We start from the raw sequence: 25,211 nt of genomic DNA on the forward strand, positions 1-25,211 counted from the left end.
TTAATTTCGACACCCTCTCCCTTTGGTGGATTTCACACGCCTTTTGCCCGCATACCCCTCAGGGCCGGTGTTTTTTAGGATCGTCTGGAGGCGAGTATCGTTGCAAATGCGCCGCCAAGCTTCAGTGTGGGGATCAGACATGTCGGGGATACTCTTCAACACCATTGCCACTTTCGTTCTGTGCGTATCCCTCATCGTCGTTCTCAGGCGCCTGACCATTGTGTTTCAGCTTGTGGATCGCCCCGATTCAATCCGCAAACGCCACACGGGAGCCGTTCCGCTTTGCGGTGGCATCGCGATCTTTGCCGCTTTCGCTGTTTCCGCATTCGTCGGTGGGTGGAGCGAGGCTCTCGGCATGAACTTCTGGCTCAGGCTGGCGGTCATTCTACTAATGGGCGTTGTCGATGATCGCCGGCCGCTACCCGCAGCAGGACGCCTTCTCATGCAACTAGCCATGGCGATCGCTCTCGTAGGCGGCGCCGATATCGGCTCTCTCTCCATCGGCGTGCTGTTCACGCAGCATTCCGAGCTGTTCCTGCCGCTATTTTTCGTCATCGGAGTTCTCTTCGTGACCGGGCTGGTGAATTCGTGGAACATGCTTGATGGCGTCGACGGGCTTGCAGGTGGCACTGCGGGTGTCGCGTTGATCTGGCTGATGATCGTGGCGATCTTCGCAGGTGTCGGCGACATTATCGCGCCGCTTCAGGCACTCTGCGTATGCCTCTGCGCTTTTCTGGTCTTCAACATGCGCGGTCCATGGCGCGCACGGGCGAGCATATTCCTCGGCGATGCGGGCAGTACCGCACTGGGTGCGACGATTGCCTATGTAATCGTCCTGCTGGCGACCACAAGCGCTGCGGTATCCTTTCCGGCATTGCTCTGGATCGTGATCCTGCCGATCACCGATACGCTCAGCCTGATTGTCCGTCGTATCATGCACGGTCGCAGTCCAATGTCGGCCGATCGCTGGCACTTTCATCATCTGCTGCTGGACTATGGTTTCGCGCCGGCGGCGGCAACGAACACGCTGGTCGTCATTTCCTTCATTTGCGGCGGCATCGGTTTTGCCGGAATAAAAGCCGGTGTTCCGGCGGAGATGATGGCCGCCGGCCTTCTCGTGCCGATTGCCCTTCACACCGCGTTCGTCCTTACCGCGACGGGCTACCTCTCGAAAACCTGGCTTCACAGGGGTAATTTCGATCTCTACCGCGAGGTGGCGCGTCTACCGGTCGCCGCAAGCGCCGCGCCGGAGCCAAGAGCCATTCAATCGGCGAATGAAGAGTAATCGCCTCATGAAAGCGCCGTGGCCCGGACCGCGAATTCCCTCGACACCGGTTTCAAAAGGACGGCTTTCGCGTTCGCGCATTTCCCAGAACATCCGAAACGCTCCGCCATTGAAACGGAACGCAATTTTACTGGGCTTGATGATGCTGACTGCAATCGGGCTCTACGGACTTGCCCTCGTCTCAGCGGGGTCGCTCCTTGTAGTGGAGGACCCGCCTGCGCAAGCCGACGTCATCGTAGTTCTGGGCGGGGACGGTCCTCCTCGAGCTGCCCAGGCCGCAAAACTATGGCACGAGGGAAGGGCGCCGCTCGTTCTGGTGACTGGCTATGGGGATTGCGACTTCATCCGCGACATGCTGGTGCGGCTGGGGGTGGATTCCGCAGTCGTCTCAACGGAATGTCTTTCGCTCAGCACCTGGGAAAACGCGACATTCGCACAGCCTATACTGACTGGAATGGGGGCAAAAAGTGCCATTCTGGTCACGAGCTGGTTTCATTCACGACGCGCAGTAAAGCGCTTCCGGTTTGTGATGCCTCAAATCGAGTGGATTTCCCTTCCTGCGCAACGAACCGTGCCACTGTGGCGGCTTGCCATCAACGGCGACGGGGTGCAGGTGTTCAAGGAGTACGCCAAAGCGCTCCTCTACGACCTCAGAAGCAGTTTCGTGCGGGATATGCCGCCGGTTCAGGCGGGGCTTGCTTCATCATGAACACGCTTCTGGTCTTTTGCCTCTTCGCTGGTGTCGTCCTGCTCCTCTTCTGGGGAATGATGCGTCGGGAGCGAATTTACGAATTCCCGTTTCTGACGGGCGTCATCACGTTCAGTTTCATCTTGCCGCAGGTTCCCGGACTGGCGTCGGAACGATTCCTGCCGGAAGGCGCGTTCACCAGAGCCGCGCTGTTCATGATGCTGTGCCTTTTCATGTGCTGGTGGGGATGGAGCAGAACGGCAAAACCCTTTGCATTCTTCCGGATCGATTTCGATGAAACACGTCTGCTGATCGTCGCAGCCGTTCTCTCGGTCGCCGGCGCCTACTTCTATTTCAAGCTTAGCCGTTTGCCGGGAGAGTTGACCATTGCGGTGCAGATGACCGGAGTTCCGGTCATGTACATCTTCTTTTCGCGGTTGTTGAGCTATGGTCTGGCCATTGCGGTGCTTTGCCTTGCACGGCGATTTTCCTGTCTGGCGCTGGCCGTACTTGCGTTCGATCTCGTCTTTTACCTGGATCGCATCGTGATAACCGGAAAGCGAGCCGAAGCGGTGGAACTCATCATGACATTCGCGCTGGCATGGTGGTTTTACAAGGGATGGGCGATCCCGCGCGTCTTCGTGATCATTGCGCTTTTTCTCGGCACACTGTCGATGAACAGCATGGGCGACTACCGCGCCATCACCAAGGCCAACGGCGCGCCGGTCTGGGATGACATCAAGAAGATAGATTTCGTCGGCAATCTTGAGAAAGTGTTCCGGGATGGCGGCGACGAGATGCGCAACGCTATTATGCGGATCGACAACACCGCAAACACCCTGCAATTTGATTACGGCAAGTTCCACTGGAACAGGCTGGTGTTCAACTTCGTGCCCGCGCAACTCGTGGGCGTAGAGATCAAGCAATCCTTCATGCTGCCGGTGCCGGTTCAATCGCGCGACTACAATCCTGTTCTCGGCACGACGGAGACCGGCATGGCGGATGCGTTTGGATCCTTCTGGTATCTGGGAGCGTTAAAATTTTTCCTGCTCGCCTATCTAGTGCGCCGGGTCTGGGTGACCGCAAACACGGGCGAGTTCGCTGCACAATTCACCTATCTATTATCGATCATACCGTCCATGCACGCCATCTCTCATCAGACCGACTGGGTTCTCATGGTCTGGGTGCATATGCTGATGTTTGCAGCACCGGCGCTGGCATTTGCCGTCATACCCGCGCGCGTGCAGCAGCGTCGGTGCGAGATATCATCGTTGACGTCTCAAGCCGGAGGATAGGCCATGCGCTCGCGATACCACGATCCCGCCTTCCAGCATGCAACGACGCCCCTGCCGCGTTTCGGAGGTCCAACCTTTGCACTGAATTTGCGGTTGAAACGGCTGGTCTGGATGATCGTATGGCGGCTTCTTGCCTCCTGGACGCCGCCGCCGATGCGGCGCTGGCGCAACTTTCTCCTGCGCAGTTTTGGCGCGCGCCTGCACGCCACGGCAATGGTGTATTCTAGCGCGATCGTATGGTGGCCGGGGCACCTCGTCATGGAGCGTCATTCATCTCTCGGGCCTGGAGTGATCTGCTACAACGTCGACATGATCACCATCGGCCGATATGCCTCGGTCTCGCAACGTGCGCATCTGTGCACCGGGTCGCACGATATACAAGATAGCACATTTCCCCTCGTGACGGGGCCGATGGTGATCGACGAGGATGCCTGGGTGGCGGCGGAAGCCTTCGTTGGTCCCGGTGTCGTCGTCGGCAAGGGGGCTGTTCTCGGCGCGCGAGCCGTCACCGCGAAGTCATTGAAGCCCTGGACGATCTATGTCGGCAATCCGGCAAGGCCAGTCGGCTCGCGTCGTCAGGAAGCGGCGGCCTCCAATGCGCTCAGCCGATAACCCTCCAGTGTGGCTTGGGCGATGGCCGGCCAGGTGAATTTCTCCAGCACAAGTCGGCGACCGTTTTCACCCATCGTTCTCGCTTTAGCGGGGTTGCTGAGCACGCTTGCCAGGCCCTTGGCAACCTCCGCCGCGTCAACCGCGACGATAACCCCGGCATCGGCAGATCCGACTTCGGGAAAGTGACACTGATCGGTGATCACAACAGGCGTGCCGCAGGCGAGCGCTTCTGTTATCGCCATGCTGAAACCCTCCTGTCGGCTTGGCAGGCAGAAACAGTCGGCATCGACCATGGCTTCGAGCTTTGCTTCGCCATAAATGGCCCCGACCATAAAGACGCGGTGCTGGATGTTCAGTTTTTTTACCAGGTGCATAAAGTGGCCCTCTGCTCCACCGCGTGGACCTGCGACGACGAGATCAACGTCGACATAGGTGTCAGAGATAGCCGCAAAGGCCGAGGCGAGAATGTCGACACCTTTTTTGATGTGCAGGCGTGACAGGAACAGAATGTAACGCCTGCCGTGCGCCAGCGCGATTTTCTGCTTGAAATGTCCTCGGGCCGGCAGGGGATCGAATTCCTCGGCAAAAACACCGTTCGGTATGATCAGATTTCGTGCCTGGAAATTCAGCGGCTCGACAGCTGCCATTTCATCGACGTTCAATAGGTGCAGGAACGCAGCCCTGTTCAGCATCTTGCGGTAGCACAGCATCAGGGCGATCTTCTTTTTCCACGATCGCTGGCCGAGACTCCAACGGTCCAGCATGCCGGCCGGGCAGATGCAGTAGGGTACGCCAGCAGCGCGGGCGAGCTTGGACGCATAAAGCAGAAATGGCTCCCATACGCCGTGAATATGCATGAAGGAGGCATCTTTCAGCAAGGCTTTCAGCAAGCGCCGGCCGCTGAAGCAAAACAATGTTTCCAGGCTTCCGGCCGGCGGTAGGAGATGCCAGTGAATACTCTCGAAATGCGGTATACTGCGACCGATTTCCTTGACCTGTGCCTCGATCGCGGCGTCGCCATAGCTGACGATATTCACATCGAGACCGAGGCCGGCTTGTGCAGCGGCAAGGCGCATGGCGACGGCCTGCAAGCCGCCATGCTTGGGATCAATCGAAGCGATGACGTGGATGATCTTCATATCTCTTTGTTCCCCAGGTATCGCGCGTCGTCGGCGAGGCAAAGACCCGCGGACCCGGACAGATGCGGCCCGGACAGGGCGGCAAGAAGCCGCTTGCCGTAAGACTCCACGGTATGTTCGGCTGCGCGCAGGAGTGCGTTGGCAGACATGATCCGCCTGAACTCGGGATTGTCGGCCAGCGCACGCACCGCAGTCGCGATAGCTTCCGGATCGCAGACGGGAACGATAAAACCTTCGATGCCATCGCGAATGACGCTGCCGGTGTTTTCGGTCGTTATAACCGGCAGGCCCGCTGCCAGCGCTTCATAGACGGCGGTCGCGGAGCCTTCGCAGAGCGACGGCAGCAGGAAGACATCCGCCCACCGAAACTCCTCGACGATCTGCGAGCGCGGAACGATCCCTCTCAGCTCGACCCATTGCGAAATCTGCTGCTTGACGTCATCGGGTACGCGAACGCGGCCCGCCATCCGGAAACGGCCGGCGCCGTCCATCAATCTAGCAGCTTCCACGACATAGGGCGATCCCTTGCGCAGCCCGACTTCGCCCACGGTCAGGACCCTGATTGGCCCCGGCATACGTGCCGGTCTGTCGACGGAAGCCGCGGAATTGACCCCATAGGGAACGACGACACACCGGTCTTCCGGCCCACCGCATGCGACTACGTGCTTGCGGACAAATTCCGACGGGCAGACGATGACATCAGCGAGGCGCCACTCCGCTTTCTCCCGATCGGCGAACAGACGCGCATGCGGATTATCCCGCACCGGGCCGGCCCATGCGGGAAACCGAATCATTTCCTGGTCCAAAAGCGTTTCGACGACATCGCGTGGCGCGATCATCTGCTCGACAGCGGTCCAAAGGCCCTGCTGTTTTGCCGCCCGCATCTGCTCGAGTGCGTCGCCGCTGAAGGCGTAGAGCCCAGCTGCGCCGTGGAAGCCGCGCCTTGCCACCATTTCGGAGAAAGTCGACCCGGCCCAAATCGCGTGAGAGGTTTCCTCCACAACGTCTTTCGTACGCATGTGGCGCAGTACGGAACGGAGGCCAAAGCTGGGAAACACCGTCGTCAGCGCTGTCGGCACGCCTTTTGGCAGCCGACCGGCCAGCCGTTTGACAGGTGCGGGATAAAGGTTTGCCGGAAACGAATTGACAATCCGGGGCCAGCCTTTCGTGGCGCATATATCGGTGTAAAAATGCGCAAGGCGGCCAGCGGATGCGAATATTCTCGGTACGGCATAATGCATGCGGGCGCCGAGCTGGCTGACGACGATTTTATCTTTCATGACGAGATACCTTGAGCGATAGGGGGCCTGGAAGGCTCGACAGTCTGCAGCTCGGCGATCAGCACTGCCCAGGCATCTGCCGCCTTTTCTCGGGAATAGTCGGCACACAGCAGCCGCCGTGCCGCATCCCCCATTGCTGTCGTGGTATCCGGGTCGTCGCAGAGCTTTTCGATCATGCCGGAGAGCTTATCGATCTCTCCGATTTCGACGTTGCTGCCGCATTCTTTGGCTCTGAGAACACGCGGCACCTCTCCATCAGGGTCGCCAACGAAGATCGTCGGCCGTCCAGCCGCCAGGATGCCATAGAATTTGCTTGGAATGATGCAGTGTTCCAGTTCCGGCAGCAGCGAGACCAGATGCACATCCGCAACGCTTAGGCTTTCAGCAAGTTTTTCAACGGGCTGCAGCGGCTTGAAGATGACGTTCTGAAGACCGAGATCCTGAACGATAGTCTTCACAGCGGCGTGCTGGTGTCCGCCGCCAATGAGAAGGAACCGGATATCCTGCCGGTGCTCGAGATGTTTCGCCGCCGCCAGCATAGTGCCGAACTCATGCGCCCGCCCGAAGTTTCCTGAATAGCCGACGACAAACACATCCTGCAGTCCCCACGCCTTCCGCAGGCTGTTATCTTGGGGCAAGACAGGATAGATTTCCTCCCCATCCGACCAGTGATGCAGGATGCTGACGCGATCCTTTGCAAGGCCTTGCGTGAAGAGGAATTCCGCCATCTTGTTGGTAGGGCAGACAACCATGCCGGGGGATCGCAGAGACCAGTTGCGCGCCTGCGTCAGCCATGGCGCAAGCCACCGTGCACGTTTCCTAAAAAATCCAAGCTCGATTGCGGTCTCCGGAAAAAGATCCATAATCCAGTTCACCATGAGTGCGCCCTTTAGGCGGATCGCGATGCTGCTCATGACGGAGAGGAGCGGAGGATCGGTGCAGACAACGACCGTATCTGTCGCCCGAACGTTGCGCAGAAGCCAGGCGAATGCCAGCACCTGAAAAAGAAGATAATCAATGCTCCGGCGCATGAGGCTGTGCCGGCCGAAGCGGCTGCTTGCGAGCCGTCGGATATGTACACCCCGAACCATTTCGGTTGCGGGCAACACGCTTCCGGGATGATTGTGTATTTCGCGACTCGCAACGACGGTCACATTCATTCCGCGCTGCGCCATTGAAACGGCGAGCGATGATATCATCCGGCTTGTTGCCGACTGGTCGGGCAAACCGTATCTGTTCAGGAAGATCATCCTCACGCTTTTTTTCACCCGCCCAATGTCCCGTCTGAATGAACATTCTTGGCGAGGTGAAAACAGGCGGCAAGCTGGTCGTAAGGATTAATAGGTTCACAGTAGGGAGCGGCGAATACTTTGAAGCAGGTGACGTGTCATCCTTTTGGTGGCTGAAATGAAAATGAGGCACTAATGAAGCGCGGGAAAATTGCGAGACTCTTTCTCCACTCTGCTTCATGCTACCCTGCGCAAACTTAGTTTGAGAAAGCATTGCGTTCTGCTGACGCCGTCCAGCAGATATCCTCATGAAACGGTCTCTAAATTGTCGCCGTTCCCGACAGGCTGCTCCTTGGCTCGTAAAGCGCCCGAAGGTCATTGAACGCAAAGCATGATAGCGTGACACACCCGAACATCCGACTATGCGTATGCTTCGGGTATTGATGTGGTCGCGATTTTGCGTCAGCCGAGGAGGAAATAACAATGGCGATCTATGTTGAAGACGACAGCGACAGTCTTATCTCGCAGGATCTTGCGGAGGTAGCGGGCCGCTATTTGGGAAAGCCTCTTGAAATGCTGTCTGAGAGGGAAAGGGCAATATTCCGTCGCCTTGCAGCGAGGCGCACCATCTCGAAAGACGCTAACGCGGTTTTCGATGAGAGACTGACGCCTGGCCAGCGCCTTGCTGATGCGGTCGCTAAATTTGGCGGCTCCTGGACCTTCATCCTAATCTTCGCTGCTTTACTTGCAGCATGGTTGGGCGCAAACATCGTAGCATCCTCGAACGCTTTCGATCCTTACCCGTTCATTTTCCTCAATCTCATCTTATCCATGCTTGCAGCTGTTCAGGCGCCGGTGATCATGATGAGCCAGAACCGACATGCGGCCAAGGATCGGATAGATGCCGCACATGACTACGAGGTTAACCTGAAAGCGGAGATCGAAATCATGGCGCTGCATGACAAATTCGATCAGATACGCTCGATCGAGCTGAAGGCGCTCGTCGATAAACAGCAACAACAGATCGATCTTTTGACAAAACTCGTGCTGAGACAAGCGGGCTAGAACATTCCTGGTAAAATTAGGAAAACCTGGGAATGCACGATGGCGGTATGTGAGAACGACGCGCTGTGCGTGCCAGCTGTGCATTGGCGGCTGGGGCATATCATGATGATTTTCCAGAAAACCCAGGCGCTTGTGCATCCCTCTTATTGAGCGCACAGTGGATCGATGAGGGCTTTTTTGAATCGGGCGCTGGGTGCATCTGCCTTTCCTCAACCAAAGGACGACTGCCTGATCGAAACGAACTGATCGAGGATACGCGATTTTTCCTCCCGCTTTCCCCTTGCATAGCGCTTTGCCAGAGCCGCAACCAATCCCTTCTTCGTCGTCACGTTGATCAGCCTCATCTGATTTGCTCCGCACCCACAAATGATGGGAGCAAAGCAGATGAGGCAACGGCCAACAATCAGGGAACATTTCTTGTGAGGCAATGCGGCGTCTCATCCTGATTGGCGCGCTATAGAAATCGACAATCGTTGTTATCGCGTGGCCAAAAAGCGGGGCGCCAGTTCTGATCCCTTCAAGAGCTGAGCGCAGGTCCAACTTAGACAGCCGAACTGTAAGGCGTAAAATCCGCCCTTCCTTCGACCCGCATTTTGGAAACGCCAGATAAATATGCCGGTGATGATGCCAGAAGATGTTGCGTCTTTACTCTGCCTATCGTCTATGGCGTGAGATTTTGGGTGCCATCCCGTAATGATCAGTTTTCATCGTTCTGGAATCGACAAGCGAGGCAGCCAAATGAGGCGCTCCCGCAGAAGCGCCTGAGCTTGCATAGCATCAAACACGACCCTAAACGGAGAGCGCCGCGCTGCAACTTTCGGCGATATTGCTGTCGACCGATGTCTGCCCCGGCATGGATGCCCATCCGCCAGCTTCGATGAACTGACGCTTTGCAAACCTATCTGAGAGAGCCTTAAACTCGATCATTTTTCCGGTCGCGTCAGGTGCAGCCTTGAAGCGTTCGACGCATATGGCTGATGCGAGCTCTCCACGGGCTATCTTGCCCGCAGCTGTCGCTGCCTGCACTGAAGATCCGCCGGTCACCCAGCCACCCCAGTTAAATCCGACAATGATGGTCGCGACCGCCGTCGCCACACATGCCCACCCAAGAATGGTCTTGGAGGGCTGATAGGTATCAAATCGCTGGAATATTGATGTTTTGCTGTTCTGCACGGCCATGACATTCTCCTCGTTGATCGGTTCACTGATCCAAGTTCCAGAGTAAGCGCTACATCATTCCGCCCATGTCAGGCATGCCGCCGCCGGCAGCAACCTTCCTGGGAAGGTCGGCAATCATGGCTTCTGTTGTCACCAAAAGACCTGCCACCGAAGCAGCATTCTGTAGGGCGGTGCGAACCACTTTGACCGGATCAACGATACCCATGGCGATCATGTCGCCGTACTCGGATGTCTGAGCATTGTAACCGAAATTGTCGGTGTCACTTTCCAGAATCCGGCCGACCACGATCGAGCCTTCGTCACCGGCATTTTCGGCAATCTGGCGAACCAGAGACTGCAGGGCCTTGCGGATGATGGCGATGCCGGCATTCTGATCGTCGTTCTCGCCCTTGATATCGAGGACGATCGAGGCGCGGAGCAGAGCCGTGCCACCGCCGGGAACGATACCTTCTTCGACAGCAGCGCGGGTTGCGTTGAGCGCGTCGTCGATGCGATCCTTCTTCTCCTTAACCTCGATTTCCGTCGAGCCGCCGACGCGAATTACGGCGACACCGCCGGAAAGCTTGGCGAGTCGCTCCTGCAGCTTTTCCTTATCGTAGTCCGACGAAGTTTCGTCGATTTGGGCCTTGATCTGGGCAACGCGACCGTCGATATCCGCCTTCGTGCCAGCGCCATCGACGACGGTGGTCGCTTCCTTGGTGATCGAGATCTTCTTGGCGCGGCCGAGCATTTCAAGAGTGACGGTTTCCAACTTGATGCCGAGGTCTTCGGAGATGACCGTGCCGCCGGTCAGGATGGCGAGATCTTCGAGCATCGCTTTGCGACGATCACCGAAACCCGGAGCCTTAACGGCAGCGATCTTCAGGCCGCCACGCAGTTTGTTGACAACAAGCGTTGCGAGAGCCTCGCCCTCGACATCCTCGGAGATAATCAGGAGCGGTTTGCCGCTCTGCACGACGGCTTCGAGGATCGGCAGCATCGCCTGGAGATTGGAAAGCTTCTTCTCGTGCAGCAGCACATAGGCATCTTCCAGTTCAGCGACCATCTTTTCGGCATTGGTGACGAAATAGGGTGACAGATAGCCGCGGTCGAACTGCATGCCTTCGACGACCTCGAGTTCGGTTTCAGCGGTTTTGGCTTCTTCGACGGTGATCACACCTTCATTGCCGACCTTTTGCATGGCATCGGCGATATATTGACCGATTTCCTTTTCTCCATTCGCCGAGATAGTGCCAACCTGAGCGACCTCCTCCGACGTATTGATCTTCTTGGCCTTGGCCAGCAGGTCCTTGACGACGGCTGCGACGGCAAGGTCGATACCACGCTTTAGGTCCATCGGGTTCATGCCGGCCGCAACTGCCTTGCCACCTTCGCGAACGATGGCTTGGGCAAGAACGGTTGCAGTGGTCGTACCGTCGCCTGCGACATCGTTGGTCTTTGATGCAACTTCGCGCACCATCTGGGCGCCCATATTCTCGAGCTTGTCGTCGAGTTCGATTTCCTTGGCGACGGTAACGCCGTCTTTTGTAATGCGCGGCGCACCGTAGGACTTATCGATCACCACGTTACGGCCCTTGGGTCCCAGTGTGACTTTCACAGCGTCGGCGAGAATGTCGACCCCGCGCAGCAGCTTTTCGCGCGCATCACGGCCGAATATGATTTGTTTGGCAGACATGGAAAAACTCCCGGCCCATTGGCCCCTAGGTCTTCATGGAAATGGAAATAACGACCAGGCCGAAAATCAGGCGATCACGCCCATGACATCGGCTTCCTTCACGATCAACAGGTCCTCGCCATTGAATTTGATCTCAGTGCCGGACCATTTGCCGAACAAGATGCGGTCGCCGACTTTCACGTCGGGCGGGTTGAGCTTGCCGCTTTCGTCGCGATCACCAGGGCCAACGGCAACGATTTCGCCTTCAGCTGGCTTTTCCTTGGCGGTGTCCGGAATGATGATCCCACTCTTGGTTTCGGCCTCAATACGACGCACGACAACACGGTCGTGCAACGGCCGGAAAACAGTAGTCAGCATTTTGGGGTTCCTCGACGGCAACGAAACCCAATGGCCGCTCCCGATAATGCATGTTAGCAGTCCAACGGTAAGAGTGCTAGAGAATTCGTAATGGCTGCCAACCGAAATGAATTAGTCGACCGGTGCGCGCAAATTCAACACGTATAGTGCGCCAATATTGCGCATAATATTTTGGAAAGAGATGCTGTCACTCTGGTGCGGCATAGAGCGCTACTGGCCTGCAGCTAATTTTTGAATTGCCGCGATAAAATTTGCACATCGTGACCGAAGTATTGCCGAACTTAAACTTTTCGAATTCGCTTAGGCGTTAAGATGCCTGCGGCTGGCTTGAATCCGTCTTTATCGGCGTGCGACCCGGCGGATGTCTATGATGCCGATGGTAGATGGTGTGCCAGGGTCAGTGACCAAATCTGGAAATGTCGTTAATCCGGTTTTCTCACAAGACCATAAAAATCTTGACGCCGTTCAAAAACCCCGAGCTGCGATCAAGCGGGCATCAGCGTTCTTTCAAGTTCTTCTTCAGTTATAGGCCAAGCCTCGATCAGGCCATTTGATGTCAAGATCAGCGTCATCGTCTTATGGTAGGCCTCCCACATGACATCAAGCGGCTCTTCATCGATCCAAAGTTCAAATGTGCCCGGCGGATGAGGTCTAGTCATTCCGGCAAGCTGGAAAGGCCGAACAATGGTGACACTTTTCTTGGTGGTTTTCATGCCTGTGATCCCTTCGTTTGGGGTGGAGCCGTCTCATCGAAGTTCAATCCCGAGGTGGACATAGAGTAGAAATAGCCACCTGTTGCTCGTGGCAGGTTCAGTCTGATGCGCTGACCGTGTGCCCAGGCGATGGCGTAGCTTTCGATCGGAAATTCGCGTTCTGTCATCACGCCGCTTTCGACGACGCGAACAGTCCATTGGCATGGCAATAGGATGATCGTCACAAAGTCTCGGCAGGCCATGGCGCGGGTTATCCTGAAGAGGGATACTTGAAGTCGGCGGGGTTCGATTTACTCCTTTGGGTTATCTGCCTGCGTTTCTGAGAAGGTCTATTTCCTTGGCGACGGGACCGCGAAGCTTTCGCAATCTGTTCTCCTCGACCCGATCGAGCCGAAATCTTTTTGCAAACTCGCTAACCAAAACGGTTTTCGGAGTGGCAGATAATCTGGGTTGATTGCGGGGATCATGCACGGTCGTATCCTTTCAAAGGGCGGTCTGCTCAACGAAAATTTCCGAGATCCAGGGAGATGGCACTGCCCTTCTCTTTCAAATAGGCAGAAGCAGCCGCCTTGAGGATCCTGAGCCGCAACGCATCAAACGATGATAGATAGTCGCTCTTGCTGGCGTTTCGGCGAGATTCTTCGCAGGCAAGGACCTCGGTTGCTAGGTAGAATTTTACCTCGAACATCCCGTCGTATCCGCTGAATCGAACACAGTTAGTCTTGCTGTCGAAACTGCGCGCCTCGTTTGGAAACGAAATTCCCATCAGTGGCCGCCGTCATCCCGCCAGCGATCGATGGCATCTTCCTTGGAATTAAGGTCGCGGCGATTGAGCGATTCTGTCAGCCCTTTGAGCGTCCTGACGCCGCCACGGAATTCGGCAGTGAGGAAAATCGAGGCGTCACGTTTCACGTCGGAACTGGCCGCGGAGTCGACGCCGCGTAGGCCTGCAGTCCTCAGGACGTCCCTGACTAGCTTGAAACCGGTCTCATCGAATTGGCCTGCCGTTGATGAAGTGGAAGACATGTCGTCCTCCTTTGTTGGGGGAGGGTTCGTACCCTCGGTGACAGCGCCCTGAAGACAAGCCGTCGCTACAGACTTATGTCGTGTTAAAAAGTCGGATTACAAGGTGTGGCCGCATTTGCCCCCGCTTTGGGAAAGGGAGAACCATAGCCCAAATACACGACCACGACTCTCCGACACGACATCTTACGCTTCACCCTCAATTGTGCGGTCAAAGGTTCGAATCGTTTCAAGGCGAATACCGCCGCAAATTGTTTCCATTTTCAAGTTGCGGACGTAGCTTGCCGGGAAGTCTCTCGGTCACCGATTTCGGAAAATGAATAGGAAACCTCAGTCTTGAGTTTGAATTAGACGAACGGATCATTTAAATCAGACGGAAACTCTCTTTAAATTGGACGGTTCGCGACAAGCAGGTAAAACAACGCTTGCGCGGCAATTCTCAGACGTAGATCGCCCCTGCCTGACGTTAGATGATGCATGCACATTAAGCGCTGCGCTAGCCGATCCAACAGGGTTCATTCGAGGCATCGACAAGGCTGTCATCGACGAGATACAGCGCGCACCTGAGCTGATGCTCGCCATCAAGGAAAGTGTGGATCGGGATGAACGGCCTGGCCGATTCCCTTTGATTGGGTCCGCGAATCTAGCGACGGTTCCAGCTGTAGCTGACTCACTTGCCGGCCGGATGGCGGTCGTACCACTATTGCCATTTGCTCAAGCCGAAATCCAATCAACCTCCGGGCAGTTACTCGGTAAAATCTTCAATGGCGACGGACCCGCGATCGGAGAGAGAGCCGTGTTCGGCGACGATCTTATGGAGATTGTTCTGAAGGGAGGAATCGCGAGGCATTGCGTCGTCCGACGGCTGTCCGCCGGGCAGCATGGCTTGAAGACTATGTCGCTCTCATTCTTGATCGAGACGTCCGCGATATCGCAAATATCGACCAACTCGATCGGTTGCCAAAGTTGCCGAATGTGCTTGGTGAGTATGCAGGCCGACTCGTGAACCATAGCAGCTATGGATCAGCATTGGAATTGTCGCGCGTCACCGCACGCAAATACGTAGCTACACTGGAGCGCCTTTTCTTGGTGCGCACACTTCCGCCTTGGTCGAACAATTGACTAAGCCGGCTCGTAAAAACCCCAAAGCTGCATTTTGTCGACACCGGTCTTCTCGCGAGCTTGCGAGAGGACGGCCTGGATAGTCTTCGACGCAACAAGACCCGGTTCGGCGCGCTACTGGAGAGTTTCGTTGTATCTGAACTGTTGAAGCTTGCCTCCTGGTCAGAGCGCCGTCTAACGTTTTCACATTATCGAACAAAAGATCAGGATGAGGTCGATATCGTGATCGAAGACCACCGTGGTCGCGTGCTTGGGATTGAAGTCAAAGCATCCGCTACGGTCAAATCAGATGATTTTAGAGGTCTTCGCCAACTCGAGCAGGCGGTGGGTGATCTTTTGTGCGGGGACTGGTTTTACATGACCATGATCGTGTAACGCCGTTTGGGGAGACGCTGCGCGCTGCGCCGCTTTCTGTCCTTTGGACAATGTAGCTGCACTACAGAATCACCGTTAAGTCATTATTCGAACCGCTAACTGCGATGGGTCTCCTGATGGAGCCAATTTTCATAAACCGTTGATGCCAGGTCTTTGAGTTCGGGGATAATGGTGCGAATCTTTTTAACTGCAAAGGTGGTCTTTAGCCCGGCAGTTGGGCCAAGTAGCCGCCGACCACCCCAACAATTTGGATTGCTTGTTATTTGGCGCTTGAGAGATGTACTGTCTTTCCAGTTCGAGAGGAGGCAGGTGGGATTTCGTGCACTCCACTGCTGCGCAAAATCTCACCTTGGATGCGGACCGATATAGCGGGATTGTGGGCGAATGAGGCGTCCTGTGCGGTCCTGTTCCAATACATGGGCGGTCCAGCCCGCCATACGCCCGGCCGCAAAGACGTTGGTGAAGCTATCGCGCGGAAAACCCACCGCTTCCAGCACGAGTGCGGTATAGAATTCGACATTGGTCTGCAGAGGGCGCAGAGGCTTCTTTTCCTTGAGAAGTGCTAGTGCCGCTCGCTCCACTTTACCCGCAAAGGCAATGCGGTCGGAGCCCTCCTTCAGGGTGGAAACGGCGTGTTTCAGCACGTCGGCGCGTGGGTCACGCACGCGGTAGATCCGGTGGCCGAATCCCATAAGACGTTCTCCACGCCCCAGCGCATCCAGCAGCCAGGGTTCGACTTCCGTCTCGGTGCCAATGGCGTCCAGCATATCCAGTACCGGGCCCGGTGCGCCACCGTGAAGTGGTCCCTTCAAGGCGCAAAGCGCACCGACGACCGATGAAAACAGCCCGGCCCCGGTCGAGGCGATTACCCGGGCAGTGAAGGTGGAAGCATTCAGCCCGTGATCGGCAACGGTGGTCAGATATGTATCAAGGGCGCGCACTTTCTCCGTAGAAGGCAATGTGCCGGACATCATTCTCAGGAAATCCGCAGAATGGGTAAGTGACGCATCGGGTGCTATCGGTGCAAGCCCCTGCCTGTTGCGGATGATGGCCGTGGCAAAGACCGGCACGGCTGCGACAGCCACTAAATGATGCGGGGTGGTTTCATCATCCGGCAACGATGACAGCAGAAGGCGCAAGGCCTCGACGGAGGTGAGGGCGGACAGGCCCGGAAGTAGAAGCTGCATGTGTTCGAATGTGCGCAGTCGCGCCTTACCCAGTTGCGAACGAATGTCTTCGGCTGTGATTTTCATCGCCGTCTGCCCGGACCAAAGAAGTTCCAGCACCTGTTCGAAAGTCCAATCGGCCAGCTCCGCCAGATGATGGCCGCGAACGACAAGCTCGCCCGCTTGGCCGTCTACATGACTGAGGATAGTTTCGGCGGCAACGACATCATCTAGGCCGGGAGCGGGGTTTTTGGCGGCAACAGTGGGGGTGGCAGACATGGTCGATCTCCTCATTTAACGTAAAACACGTTTGAGGATGCTGCGATGCACATATATGGTCAATCTTGATTCATATAATCAATACGAGATCATCATGGGGCATTCCGACAAGTTCATGACCGCCGATCGCGCTGCGGCCGAATTGGGCATCAGCCGCGCAACGCTCTACGCCTATGTAAGCCGTGGACTGATCCACACGAGCGACGCAGCCGACGATCCGCGCCGTAGGCTCTACAGCGCACACGACATCGAAGCGCTGAAGAAGAGAAAAAACGTTGGGAGGCGTCCCCGGCAGGTGGCTGCGGCTGCGCTTGACTGGGGGTTGCCCGTGCTCGAGTCCGGCATTACCGAAATTGCGGAGGGCCAGTTACGTTATCGCGGTCGGGACGCTCTTGCTCTTTCGCAGACGGCGAGCCTTGAGGATGTTGCCCGGCTGCTATGGGACTGCGGCGAAGCTGATCCATTCGATGATATAAAGGCTGTCCCAACACCGTGGCCACAACCGATACTAGGCTTTGCCAGATTTCTGCCACTGACAGAGCGATGCCAGGCGCTTCTTCCGCTTGTGGAAGCCGGCCGCGTGACCGCCTGGCGGCGTGACAACCGGCGACTTTGGCCTGGGGCCGCAGCCATGTTGCGGGGTATCGCCGGTGCCTGCATCTCAAGCCAGCCGAAGACGCAGCCGGTTCACCTGTTCTTAGCGGACGCATGGCAGACGGACGCGGCAGGTGCTGATCTCATTCGTCGGGCCCTGGTGCTGCAGGCCGATCACGAACTCAATGCCTCGGCATTTGCGGTTCGCGTCGTCGCTTCGACGGGGGCATCGCTGGGCGCCTGCCTGAATGCGGGGCTTTCTGCGCTGAGCGGCCCCCTGCATGGCGGCATGACAAGCCTTGTCGAACTTTTATTCGACGAGCTGGAGCGATATGGGGATGTCGAGCGGGTCATCGACGAGCGCCTGCGCCGGGGTGAAGCCATTCCCGGCTTTCATCATCCCCTCTATCCGGACGGTGACCCACGAGCGACTGGCCTGCTGCCCTATCTCCCGCCGGATGCGCAACGCGACGAGCTACTGCAGATGATGAACGACACTGCCGGGCAACTGCCGACCTGCGATGTGGCGCTCGTCAGCCTTCGGCGAAGCCTGAAGCTGCCGCGCGGTGCGGCACTCGCACTTTTTGCCGTCGCACGAACTGTCGGCTGGGTCGCCCATGCGCTGGAGCAGAAGCTGGATGACAAGCTGATCCGACCCCGGGCCCGTTATGTCAGACGATAGGCGCTCACTACAACACCGCTCGAGCGAGTTCAAAACTTGGAAAGGCCAGCATCGGCGGCCGTATGAACCGTGAGGTCGTGACCGTGATGGTTGACATGCACACCCACCACGGCAGTTCATGCCGGCGACCGGCTCGTCGAACCGCGCCAAACCTAATGAAATTCGCAAAGCTGATGAAGTAGCTGCAGAGGGCGATGATCGACCCGTCACGGACAAAGTAGACCCGATAACCAAGGTCCATAATTACTGCGGAGTTCGCTCACGCCTTCGCCGACCGGCTTTACATCTCCAGGATTTCCTGCGGCGAGACGGTCAATGCGGTCGGCAATTCGAGCCCGGGCACGAAAGTCCTTCAGCGTTTTGATCCAATCCACACAATCACGGGTGCGCCTAATCGTGAAAATGAAGTTAGGAAACCCATGGGGGACAAAATATCAAGTCGATGGTTTTCCCGGAGGTGAGAAGCTGTATCGTCGTTTGGTTACTGGCCGGACAAGATCATCTTTGATGTTTCGGGCGCACCGGCGTTCAGAATGGCAACAAAGTCCCTGAGCAACTGAACCCGGCGCGGTCGGAAGCTCTCCTCCGTCATCTCGATGTCGGCGATGCGGTCGACGCGGAACTTACGGAAATCCTGGCGCAGGCAGCACCGGGCAAGCAACACCAGCGTTCTCTCCAGATAGACGATCGCCAGCGGCAGCACTTGCCGGTCGGTCCGTTGCAGTTCCGCGTCCACATAGCTTATCACCACGGCGCGTTCTTGCCAGCAAGCCTCGCGCAGAAGGCCGACGTTGGCGAGCGGCGGGTCGCGGCGCTCGAACCGATAAACTTGGGAGGCGGCATGCAGTGTCTGGCGTTGTAGTCGATCGGGCAGCGTTGCTGTGACCTTCGAAAGCACGGCGCCGGCGGCCGCCGCGAGAGCCGGTTCACCCATATGCCGCACCTCGGCAAGGCCCAGCACCAGGGCTTCGATTTCGAGCCGTGTGAACGTCTGCGGCGGCAAGGCGATGTCTTCCGTCAGCCTGTAGCCGAAACCGCGCTCGCCATCGATGACGGCACCTGCGGCGCGCAGGCTCTCGATGTCCCTATAGAGCGAACGCAACGACACGTCAGTCTCCTCGGCGAGGCGCGCCGCCGTCACCGGGGAGGGGAGAGTGCGAAGCGCCTGGAGCAGGCGGAACAGACGATCACTACGAGCCATGACTTTAGAGGATAGATGAAGCCTACTGACGGAAACTGGCAGTTGGCGGACTGTACAAGATCCGCATCGCAAAACGCAACCGAGGATCCAGACCATGCTAACGCTCTTTCACGCCCCCCGCTCGCGCTCGACACGTATCGTCACCCTGCTTCGTGAACTAGATGCCATCGACAAGGTCGCGATCAAGATCGTCGATATCACCCGCGGCGACGGCAGCGGTCGCAAAGATCCAAAGAACCCGCATCCGGAAGGCAAGGTGCCGCTGCTCGACCACAATGGCGTCGTCACTTGGGAGAGCATAGCGATCATTCAGTACCTGACGGATCTTTTTCCGGAAAAGAAGATGGCGCCCGTTGCCGGCGATCCCCAGCGCGGTAGGTATCTCAGCTGGCTTGCCTGGTACGCCGGCGTGGTCGAACCTGTGCTGATCATGCAGGCAGCCGGGATTTCGCATCCTTTTGTGGATTTCACCTTCCGCAGCCCGGCGGAGCTTGCGGCACGCCTCGAAACCGCGCTCAAGGATAACCCTTACCTGATGGGAGAGGATACACAGCTGTCGATCTGTTGCTGCATTCACCCTTTGCCTGGTACCCTGCAGCGACGCCGGAGAGCGACGTGGTCAAGGCCTGGATTGAGCGCTGCGGCGAGCGACCATCGCTGCAATGGGCCGCCGACTATGATGCCCGCGCCGTGGTTGCGGCCTGATTATTGGCACTGGTCCCTCGACCGTGCGGCCACTTCCGTGGGAGATTGCTCGCGCTCGTTACTCCCGTAGGCTCAGCGGCTCCTGAAACATCGCGAGCACCACGGCTGCTGCTGTCGGGTTCGACCGCTATGCAGCGATGACTTTTCAGATGAGCTAACGCGGCCAAAACAAATGACACCAATTGGGGTGGACATAGGGACCTCACTTGAAGCAGGTGTTACCGCTTGATTTTGTCCCGTATAGTGTCGACTGATTGCTTGATTGCTTATCCTCTTGGCATTGCGACCAGCCGAGTTCATGGGCGGTGGCACCTGGGGGTCGCTACATGCTCCCGCCTATTTTGTCTGGAGTTGATGATTGTCTGCGTTGACGCGCTCTTCCCCGCTGGGCGGCCAGGTTCACGCCTGATGAGCAGTTTGGTGATCACCCCGTGGAAGTGACGATTGTCGAACATCCTCTGAGAATTTCCGGAAGCTGGCGACAATCGAATGATGGACGTCCAGCTTCTTGCAACGGTGGGGTAGGTGCTCCGGGTGTTTTGTATTAAAACCAGCCGCTTAAAGAAGGCCGCCCGAACAGTCGCGTTCCGATTGATTATCAATGAAGAGTGGATGATGTTCCAGGCAGGCCAAAAAGCGCGTCCGCAATCTTGCGGAGATGCTTCCTGTCACCGCTAAGAGCGTAGCCATCAGGGTTCACTTTCGTGAAAGATGCAAAAACGAACGGCGTCGCCATTGATTCCAGAAGCAAGCCCAGGTGTAACATCATCTCCACGTCAACCTCGACGTCAATAATTGCCCCGTCGGCAGCGCCGGCTTCCAACAGGTTCAAGACTTGTTCTAGAGAAGTTGCCGGGCCGGCAATGATGGCACCGGCGGCAACAAGCTGCGCGTGGCACGCCGCCGTCAACGACGGACGCCGCTCTACTACTATCAACTTTTTGCCTCTGAAGGCGCGCAACACAGGAATATCCTTCTTACTCATTCTGCGCCGCCCGCGCTACATCGAAGATAGATTTCTCCTACAGAAAACCAGGCAACGTGCAAGCAGGGTTAAATTACCGCTTGGGCCCACCGACCAGCGCACTCGCCGGCCACCTTGTGAAACGGTGATCATTGTTCGGACCGGGCGCATTACTGTTCGGTATCTCTTTGCAGGGCCTCCTCTATTTCATCCGCGGACACCTGCAAGAACTGGCGCGTCACTAATTGGGCGGAGATAGCAGGTATCTCAAGGTGTGTTGCTACGGGTTGATACGAAGGAAAACTGAGACCTTCAATAAGCTGTTCATCAACGACCAGACGATATGTTCCTGCTTCCAAAGGTGCTACTAAACCATCCAATACGAAGGGATTCGCGAAGGTGATTTCTTTGTATATCGTTCGTTCTTTCATAGTGTTTCACTCTTCCTGACACTACGTCCCACTGAGCCGCAACGGTCATCCTTATCTGTTATTGTACCCCACTACGTGGATTTCGGCCCCTGAGAAGGATTAACATAGGGAGCCTATAGCTCGCCGCTTTCGTTCTTCCAGGACTTTTCATCTATCTCAATCGATTGATGACGCGCCTTCCTGAAAAAGTTCAGGACGTAGATCGTATTGCGCGGAACACTTCTGATAGCCTCAAGGACAGGCCGTGATTGGTGTAATTGTTTGGGAGAGTCCGCATTTCCAAAACGGCATTTCAATTGTGCCGCGAGTGCGTCTGCAGATGTTTCTCCCGCGAGAAAAAGTCTCATCACAAGAAACGCGGCCGCGTTGAATTGTCGCTGGTCATTGCCCAGCAACGTGGCGTTATAACCTGCCCTCTGCAACACTGACTGGATCATCTCCATCTCCTCTGGAGAGATGGCTGCAAGGCTCGGGTGGGAAGACATATTGTCCTCCTCTCGTTGGGGCTAGGGTAACCGACCCTCAACCAGTAGTGCCCTTGACACCGCTACTGACACTTTACAGTGCGCCTGAATTGCTCCAGACGCAAGCGATTACAGTTTCGAACCTCAAGCGAAGCTCACAACCCAGTCACTCGCCATCATTGAGCGGCGGCTGCATTCCAGCTCACTGGAATTCCCTTGCTAATGAACCTCAATTGGCGCAGGCTACTTTCTTCGGTAGCTTTTTAAAGGGCGTTACCGCTTCAAGGTGAAATCCCTTGGCCCCAACGAAAGGAGGACGCGATGTCTTCCGCGCAAAAATACGGCCCGATTTCGCCTCACGATCTGAATATGTTGCGGTCCCTGTTGGTAGACGCCGGCTTTGAAATCGATACGTACTCGGGTGACGACCGGTCATTCAACAAGGCCACTTGTAAGATAATTGATCTTTTTCAGGGTGGAATGACCGACCCTTTCAAACTCAAAGGGGAAATGCTGTTCCTGTTCGGGGTACAGAAACGGGAACGTGTGCCTTCTCGTGGACCCCTCCCGAGATATGCGATTCAAGGTCTTCCGGGGTTTGGCAGATAGCGGGGAAACACCTGTGCGCGCATATGTTCTTGGAAGCATAACGCTTTGGTCCTCTTTCTTTCTGATCTGGTATTTGTTGACGCTTTATACCGCCCGCAATGACGTTGAAGAAACGCGACCCGGCCCAGCTATGTCTGTTTCCCGATGCGCTGTCGAAGTGGCGGCTCTTGTAGCGATGGGCGACAAGCTCCTGAAAGCCGGTGGACCAGAAATGCCAGCAGAGTTACGCACAAATATTGAGCATTGCATCTCTTTTGATGCGGCGAGTCGACAGGCACTTAAGAAGACCCAGCTCATAAGATTTTTCCCGGAATAAAGATAACCGGCGGACGACGCCCTTGCGTGGATGCTTTTGCATGCCGCTTCGAGCAATCCGGAACGGGTTTGATAGAGGCAAACTAATCATCTCATTGAGATAAGTCTAATTTACGTCAACGGTTACCGATATTGGTAATTGTTCGTTCGTTGTTCTCAGTCAAGCAGACTTCCGCACAACGCCCATCTTTGCAGCGCCTCGATGTGACCAATTGAAATTGCCGAACACCTTCAAACGAACCAGAAAAGAACTTAATTGCTGATGACCTGCCACTGAATTTTCATCCGCTGCGATAGAGCCTCGGCTATCAGGGCAGTTGAGTCCGCTCCGTCCCCTCCAGGTAAGAGGGGCGGGTTAACCGCCTCACAGCTTGCGGTGGCTGACCGAAGGCGCGTAGGAACGCGCGGCGCATCCGGTCACGGTCCCCAAATCCGCTCTGTTGCGCCACAACGTCGATCGTCTGTCCGGTGTCCTCCATCAGGCTGCGGGCCGCTTCAAGTCGGAGGCTCCCAATCGCCTTGGCCGGCGATTGACCGGTTTCCTGAACGAAAACGCGCGTGAACTGCCGCGGGCCGATGCCGGCCACGGCCGCAAGCTCCTCCACATCCAGTCGGTTGGCAAGGTTTCGGCGCGCATAGGTGAGGACTTTCTGGATACGGTCGGACTTCGGTTCGAGTTCGAGAAGGGTTGAGAATTGCGACTGTCCGCCTGTGCGTCGGTGATACATGACCAGTGCGCGCGAGACAGACCGGGCCACCTCCGTTCCGAGATCGCGTTCGATGAACGCGAGTGCCAGATCAAGCCCGGCAGTCATGCCTGCTGAAGTCCAGATCGGCCCGTCCTCCACGAAGATGCGATCCTCCTCTATTTTCGCCAGGGGATAGCGGAGCTGGAGTTCGCGCGCCCGCGCCCAATGTGTCGTCGCCCGTCGTCCGTCGAGCAACCCTGCTTCAGCGAGCACGAACGCCGCTGTACAGGTGGCCGCGATCCGGCTGACGCGACCCACAGCATTCCGGAGAAACGCGATCGTCGCCGGGGTCGCCGCTTCAACGCCGCCACCGATGATGATGAGATCCAGATGCCGATCGGACAACGGTTCGGACTCGACGGCGATCCCCATTGCCCCGCGGACAAGGCCGCCGGCGTCCGAGAGCATGACGAGGTTGTAGACTCTGGAGCCTACACGACCCGACCGCTGCTGGTTGGCGAGGTCGAACGCCGCCGCAATGGCAAGCCCCATTGGAGAAAATCCGGGATGAAGCAGGAATCCGACTGTGGGCATGGGATCCGTCCTGAATGTCTTGAAATGACGTGACTATGACATTTGAGACATTCGTCTTCAAGGCTAGGTTTCACCATCCGTCAAACTAAGAGGACATTCGATGAAGACTGAGCCGCAGAGCCAAACCACTGCAGTTACGCGAAACAAGACCCCGCCCGAAAGGATTGGCTTGCTGCCCATCTACAGCATGTCGGTCGGAGCCTTCGCCATCGGCACCGAAGGATTCATGATCGCTCCGCTCCTGCCGCAGATCGCTGACGATCTCGCCTTGCCGGTTTCATATGCAGCGCTGCTCATCACAATCTTTACGCTGACGCTGGCGATCAGCTCTCCCATTCTGGCAATTGCGACCGCCGGGATTAACCGCCGTGCGCTTCTGATCGGGGCGATGGTCGCCTTCGCGGCGGCCAATATCGCGGCGTGGCGCTCTAGCGGGTTTGGCGGGATCATCGCCGCGCGAGTCCTGCTGGCGCTGTCGGCGGGTCTCTACTTGCCGAACGCCAGCGCGTTCGTCGGGACGCTTGTGGCGCCGGAACGGCGCGGGCGGGCGCTCGCCATCGTAACCGGCGGCGCGACCATCGCCATTGCCTTGGGCCTGCCGCTAGGTTCGGTGATCGGTCATGCCCTCGGTTGGCGAGCGACTTTTCTCTGCGTCGGGTTCTTCGCCGCCATCGCTGCCATTGGCCTGTTTCTCGGAGTATCAAAGGAAGCGGGAGACGGTATTCGCGTCGCGGGCGTTTCCGACCGTCTGCGGGTCGCCGGCCAACCAGCCGTCATCAAGGCACTATCGCTGACGTTCTTCTGGGCGACGGGCGCTTTCACGGTATACCCTTTCATTGCACCCATCCTCCACGCGACTGTCGGCTTCGGCGATGACGGTGTATCCGTCGCCATATCCGTCTGGGGCGTGTCGGCCGTGCTGGGTATGACACTCGGCGGCTCGATCAACGACCGTTTCGGTTCACGCTACACGATCGGAGCAACCTTGGGTCTTCTGACGCTGGCGTTCCTCACCTTAGCGGCATGCGCAGCCTTTCTGTCGCCGGGCCAGGCGGTTGTCCCGGTAATGGGGGCGATTGTCTTGTGGGGCATCGCTGTCTGGGGCTTTTACCCTGCGCAGATGGCCCATCTCGTCAGTGCTGGAGGCCCGCCAGTTGCGCCCGTTACGCTCTCCCTCAACACGTCGGTTATGTATGCTGGCTTCGGCGTGGGCAGTGCACTCGGCTCCGCGATCCTTGCAAGTCGTTCCGTCCAGGCGATCGGTCTTGCTGCCGCCGGATTAGAGGCCATCGCCGTGATCCTGTTCCTCATCTACAGGCTGACTGGCCGGTTCGATCGGTGAACGTCGGGATGCCGCCGATGATCCGGCGCTAAGCGCCCATGGTTGAACGTCTTCAAACGAGCGAAGAGCCGGCATTCTTGCTGGTCGCATTTCCCATTGGGACGGCGCGACGCAATCGAAGCGAAATCCGAACGTTCGC

24 protein-coding genes and 2 pseudogenes are annotated in these 25,211 nt (G+C 57.0%); 10 read left to right on the top strand and 16 right to left on the bottom strand.

Annotated elements, in window-relative coordinates:
- Positions 1 to 139 precede the first annotated feature (139 nt).
- The 4 genes from FHW77_RS23585 to FHW77_RS23600 all read left to right on the top strand — a co-directional run bounded on the left by FHW77_RS23585 (position 140) and on the right by FHW77_RS23600 (position 3,880).
- Positions 140 to 1,285: an MraY family glycosyltransferase gene (locus FHW77_RS23585; protein ID WP_182590786.1), complete on the top strand. Its 1,146-nt coding sequence runs from the start codon at positions 140 to 142 to the stop codon at positions 1,283 to 1,285.
- A 142-nt stretch (positions 1,286 to 1,427) separates the two neighbouring features.
- Positions 1,428 to 1,994, top strand: coding sequence for a YdcF family protein (locus tag FHW77_RS23590; RefSeq protein WP_236773617.1), 567 nt, complete (start codon positions 1,428 to 1,430; stop codon positions 1,992 to 1,994).
- Positions 1,991 to 3,268, top strand: a complete 1,278-nt coding sequence (locus FHW77_RS23595) for a hypothetical protein (protein ID WP_182590787.1) — start codon at positions 1,991 to 1,993, stop codon at positions 3,266 to 3,268. Before FHW77_RS23590 ends, FHW77_RS23595 begins: the two co-directional genes overlap by 4 nt.
- Positions 3,269 to 3,271: 3 nt before the next feature.
- Positions 3,272 to 3,880 carry an LbetaH domain-containing protein gene (locus FHW77_RS23600; protein WP_100911697.1) on the top strand — a complete coding sequence of 203 codons (609 nt, stop codon included), beginning with the start codon at positions 3,272 to 3,274 and terminating at the stop codon, positions 3,878 to 3,880.
- Here FHW77_RS23600 and FHW77_RS23605 read toward each other — a convergent pair.
- Genes FHW77_RS23605 through FHW77_RS23615 form a run of 3 tightly spaced genes read right to left on the bottom strand, consistent with a single transcriptional unit; the run spans position 3,844 to position 7,549 of the window.
- Positions 3,844 to 5,019, bottom strand: a complete 1,176-nt coding sequence (locus FHW77_RS23605; protein WP_142187250.1) for a glycosyltransferase — start codon at positions 5,017 to 5,019, stop codon at positions 3,844 to 3,846. The two genes, FHW77_RS23600 and FHW77_RS23605, sit on opposite strands and share 37 nt — an antisense overlap.
- Entirely contained in the window at positions 5,016 to 6,299 is a 1,284-nt protein-coding gene (locus FHW77_RS23610; RefSeq protein ID WP_142187248.1) for a glycosyltransferase family 4 protein, read from the bottom strand. Before FHW77_RS23610 ends, FHW77_RS23605 begins: the two co-directional genes overlap by 4 nt.
- Positions 6,296 to 7,549 (bottom strand): glycosyltransferase family 4 protein, encoded by a 1,254-nt coding sequence (locus FHW77_RS23615; RefSeq protein ID WP_100911700.1) that lies wholly within the window; start codon positions 7,547 to 7,549, stop codon positions 6,296 to 6,298. Before FHW77_RS23615 ends, FHW77_RS23610 begins: the two co-directional genes overlap by 4 nt.
- Before the next feature lie 462 nt (positions 7,550 to 8,011).
- On the opposite strand from FHW77_RS23615, the gene FHW77_RS23620 reads away from it, so the two are divergent.
- A complete protein-coding gene (locus FHW77_RS23620; RefSeq protein WP_142187246.1) occupies positions 8,012 to 8,593 on the top strand; it encodes a DUF1003 domain-containing protein in 582 nt (193 codons plus the stop codon).
- A 209-nt stretch (positions 8,594 to 8,802) separates the two neighbouring features.
- Here the strand turns inward: FHW77_RS23620 and FHW77_RS26800 are convergent, their stop codons facing one another.
- The 7 genes from FHW77_RS26800 to FHW77_RS23650 all read right to left on the bottom strand — a co-directional run bounded on the left by FHW77_RS26800 (position 8,803) and on the right by FHW77_RS23650 (position 13,543).
- Positions 8,803 to 8,937 (bottom strand): hypothetical protein, encoded by a 135-nt coding sequence (locus tag FHW77_RS26800; protein ID WP_286086128.1) that lies wholly within the window; start codon positions 8,935 to 8,937, stop codon positions 8,803 to 8,805.
- A gap of 445 nt (positions 8,938 to 9,382) precedes the next feature.
- Positions 9,383 to 9,772 carry a hypothetical protein gene (locus FHW77_RS23625; protein WP_182590788.1) on the bottom strand — a complete coding sequence of 130 codons (390 nt, stop codon included), beginning with the start codon at positions 9,770 to 9,772 and terminating at the stop codon, positions 9,383 to 9,385.
- Positions 9,773 to 9,821: 49 nt separating this feature from the next.
- On the bottom strand, positions 9,822 to 11,447 hold the full coding sequence (groL, locus tag FHW77_RS23630; protein ID WP_182590789.1) for a chaperonin GroEL: 1,626 nt from the start codon (positions 11,445 to 11,447) through the stop codon (positions 9,822 to 9,824).
- 66 nt (positions 11,448 to 11,513) lie between these two features.
- Positions 11,514 to 11,804, bottom strand: coding sequence for a co-chaperone GroES (locus FHW77_RS23635; protein WP_100911704.1), 291 nt, complete (start codon positions 11,802 to 11,804; stop codon positions 11,514 to 11,516).
- Between the two features lie 485 nt (positions 11,805 to 12,289).
- Positions 12,290 to 12,517: a hypothetical protein gene (locus FHW77_RS23640; RefSeq protein WP_182590790.1), complete on the bottom strand. Its 228-nt coding sequence runs from the start codon at positions 12,515 to 12,517 to the stop codon at positions 12,290 to 12,292.
- Positions 12,518 to 13,016: 499 nt separating this feature from the next.
- A complete protein-coding gene (locus FHW77_RS23645; RefSeq protein WP_142188065.1) occupies positions 13,017 to 13,283 on the bottom strand; it encodes a DUF1488 family protein in 267 nt (88 codons plus the stop codon).
- Positions 13,283 to 13,543, bottom strand: coding sequence for a hypothetical protein (locus FHW77_RS23650; protein ID WP_142188064.1), 261 nt, complete (start codon positions 13,541 to 13,543; stop codon positions 13,283 to 13,285). The genes FHW77_RS23645 and FHW77_RS23650 overlap by 1 nt, the downstream gene beginning before the upstream one ends.
- A 343-nt stretch (positions 13,544 to 13,886) precedes the next feature.
- On the opposite strand from FHW77_RS23650, the pseudogene FHW77_RS27070 reads away from it, so the two are divergent.
- Positions 13,887 to 15,093, top strand: a pseudogene (locus FHW77_RS27070) (ATP-binding protein).
- Between the two features lie 288 nt (positions 15,094 to 15,381).
- Here the strand turns inward: FHW77_RS27070 and FHW77_RS23660 are convergent.
- Positions 15,382 to 16,482 (bottom strand): citrate synthase/methylcitrate synthase, encoded by a 1,101-nt coding sequence (locus tag FHW77_RS23660; protein WP_182590791.1) that lies wholly within the window; start codon positions 16,480 to 16,482, stop codon positions 15,382 to 15,384.
- Positions 16,483 to 16,576: 94 nt separating this feature from the next.
- On the opposite strand from FHW77_RS23660, the gene FHW77_RS23665 reads away from it, so the two are divergent.
- Positions 16,577 to 17,758 carry a citrate synthase family protein gene (locus FHW77_RS23665; protein WP_286086131.1) on the top strand — a complete coding sequence of 394 codons (1,182 nt, stop codon included), beginning with the start codon at positions 16,577 to 16,579 and terminating at the stop codon, positions 17,756 to 17,758.
- Positions 17,759 to 18,239: 481 nt separating this feature from the next.
- Here the strand turns inward: FHW77_RS23665 and FHW77_RS23670 are convergent, their stop codons facing one another.
- Complete coding sequence (locus FHW77_RS23670; RefSeq protein ID WP_182590793.1) at positions 18,240 to 18,959, bottom strand: helix-turn-helix transcriptional regulator; 720 nt, start codon at positions 18,957 to 18,959, stop codon at positions 18,240 to 18,242.
- A gap of 94 nt (positions 18,960 to 19,053) precedes the next feature.
- Here FHW77_RS23670 and FHW77_RS23675 point away from each other — a divergent pair.
- Positions 19,054 to 19,664 (top strand): annotated as a pseudogene (locus FHW77_RS23675) (glutathione S-transferase family protein).
- Between the two features lie 598 nt (positions 19,665 to 20,262).
- Here the strand turns inward: FHW77_RS23675 and FHW77_RS23680 are convergent.
- From FHW77_RS23680 to FHW77_RS23690, 3 genes are all read right to left on the bottom strand, one after another.
- Positions 20,263 to 20,649 carry a hypothetical protein gene (locus tag FHW77_RS23680; RefSeq protein WP_210277059.1) on the bottom strand — a complete coding sequence of 129 codons (387 nt, stop codon included), beginning with the start codon at positions 20,647 to 20,649 and terminating at the stop codon, positions 20,263 to 20,265.
- A 149-nt stretch (positions 20,650 to 20,798) separates the two neighbouring features.
- Positions 20,799 to 21,059 (bottom strand): hypothetical protein, encoded by a 261-nt coding sequence (locus FHW77_RS23685; RefSeq protein WP_182590794.1) that lies wholly within the window; start codon positions 21,057 to 21,059, stop codon positions 20,799 to 20,801.
- 113 nt (positions 21,060 to 21,172) lie between these two features.
- Positions 21,173 to 21,544, bottom strand: a complete 372-nt coding sequence (locus tag FHW77_RS23690; protein ID WP_182590795.1) for a hypothetical protein — start codon at positions 21,542 to 21,544, stop codon at positions 21,173 to 21,175.
- Between the two features lie 601 nt (positions 21,545 to 22,145).
- On the opposite strand from FHW77_RS23690, the gene FHW77_RS23695 reads away from it, so the two are divergent.
- Entirely contained in the window at positions 22,146 to 22,448 is a 303-nt protein-coding gene (locus FHW77_RS23695; RefSeq protein ID WP_142188055.1) for a hypothetical protein, read from the top strand.
- Positions 22,449 to 22,755: 307 nt separating this feature from the next.
- Here FHW77_RS23695 and FHW77_RS23700 read toward each other — a convergent pair whose 3' ends face one another.
- The gene (locus FHW77_RS23700; RefSeq protein WP_182590796.1) at positions 22,756 to 23,730 is read right to left on the bottom strand and encodes a GlxA family transcriptional regulator; all 975 of its coding nucleotides are present in this window, start codon (positions 23,728 to 23,730) and stop codon (positions 22,756 to 22,758) included.
- Between the two features lie 100 nt (positions 23,731 to 23,830).
- On the opposite strand from FHW77_RS23700, the gene FHW77_RS23705 reads away from it, so the two are divergent.
- Positions 23,831 to 25,072, top strand: coding sequence for an MFS transporter (locus FHW77_RS23705; RefSeq protein ID WP_142188053.1), 1,242 nt, complete (start codon positions 23,831 to 23,833; stop codon positions 25,070 to 25,072).
- The last annotated feature ends 139 nt before the right edge of the window (positions 25,073 to 25,211 follow it).

Source organism: Agrobacterium sp. RC10-4-1 (genome assembly GCF_014138475.1).
Lineage (GTDB): Bacteria > Pseudomonadota > Alphaproteobacteria > Rhizobiales > Rhizobiaceae > Agrobacterium > Agrobacterium pusense.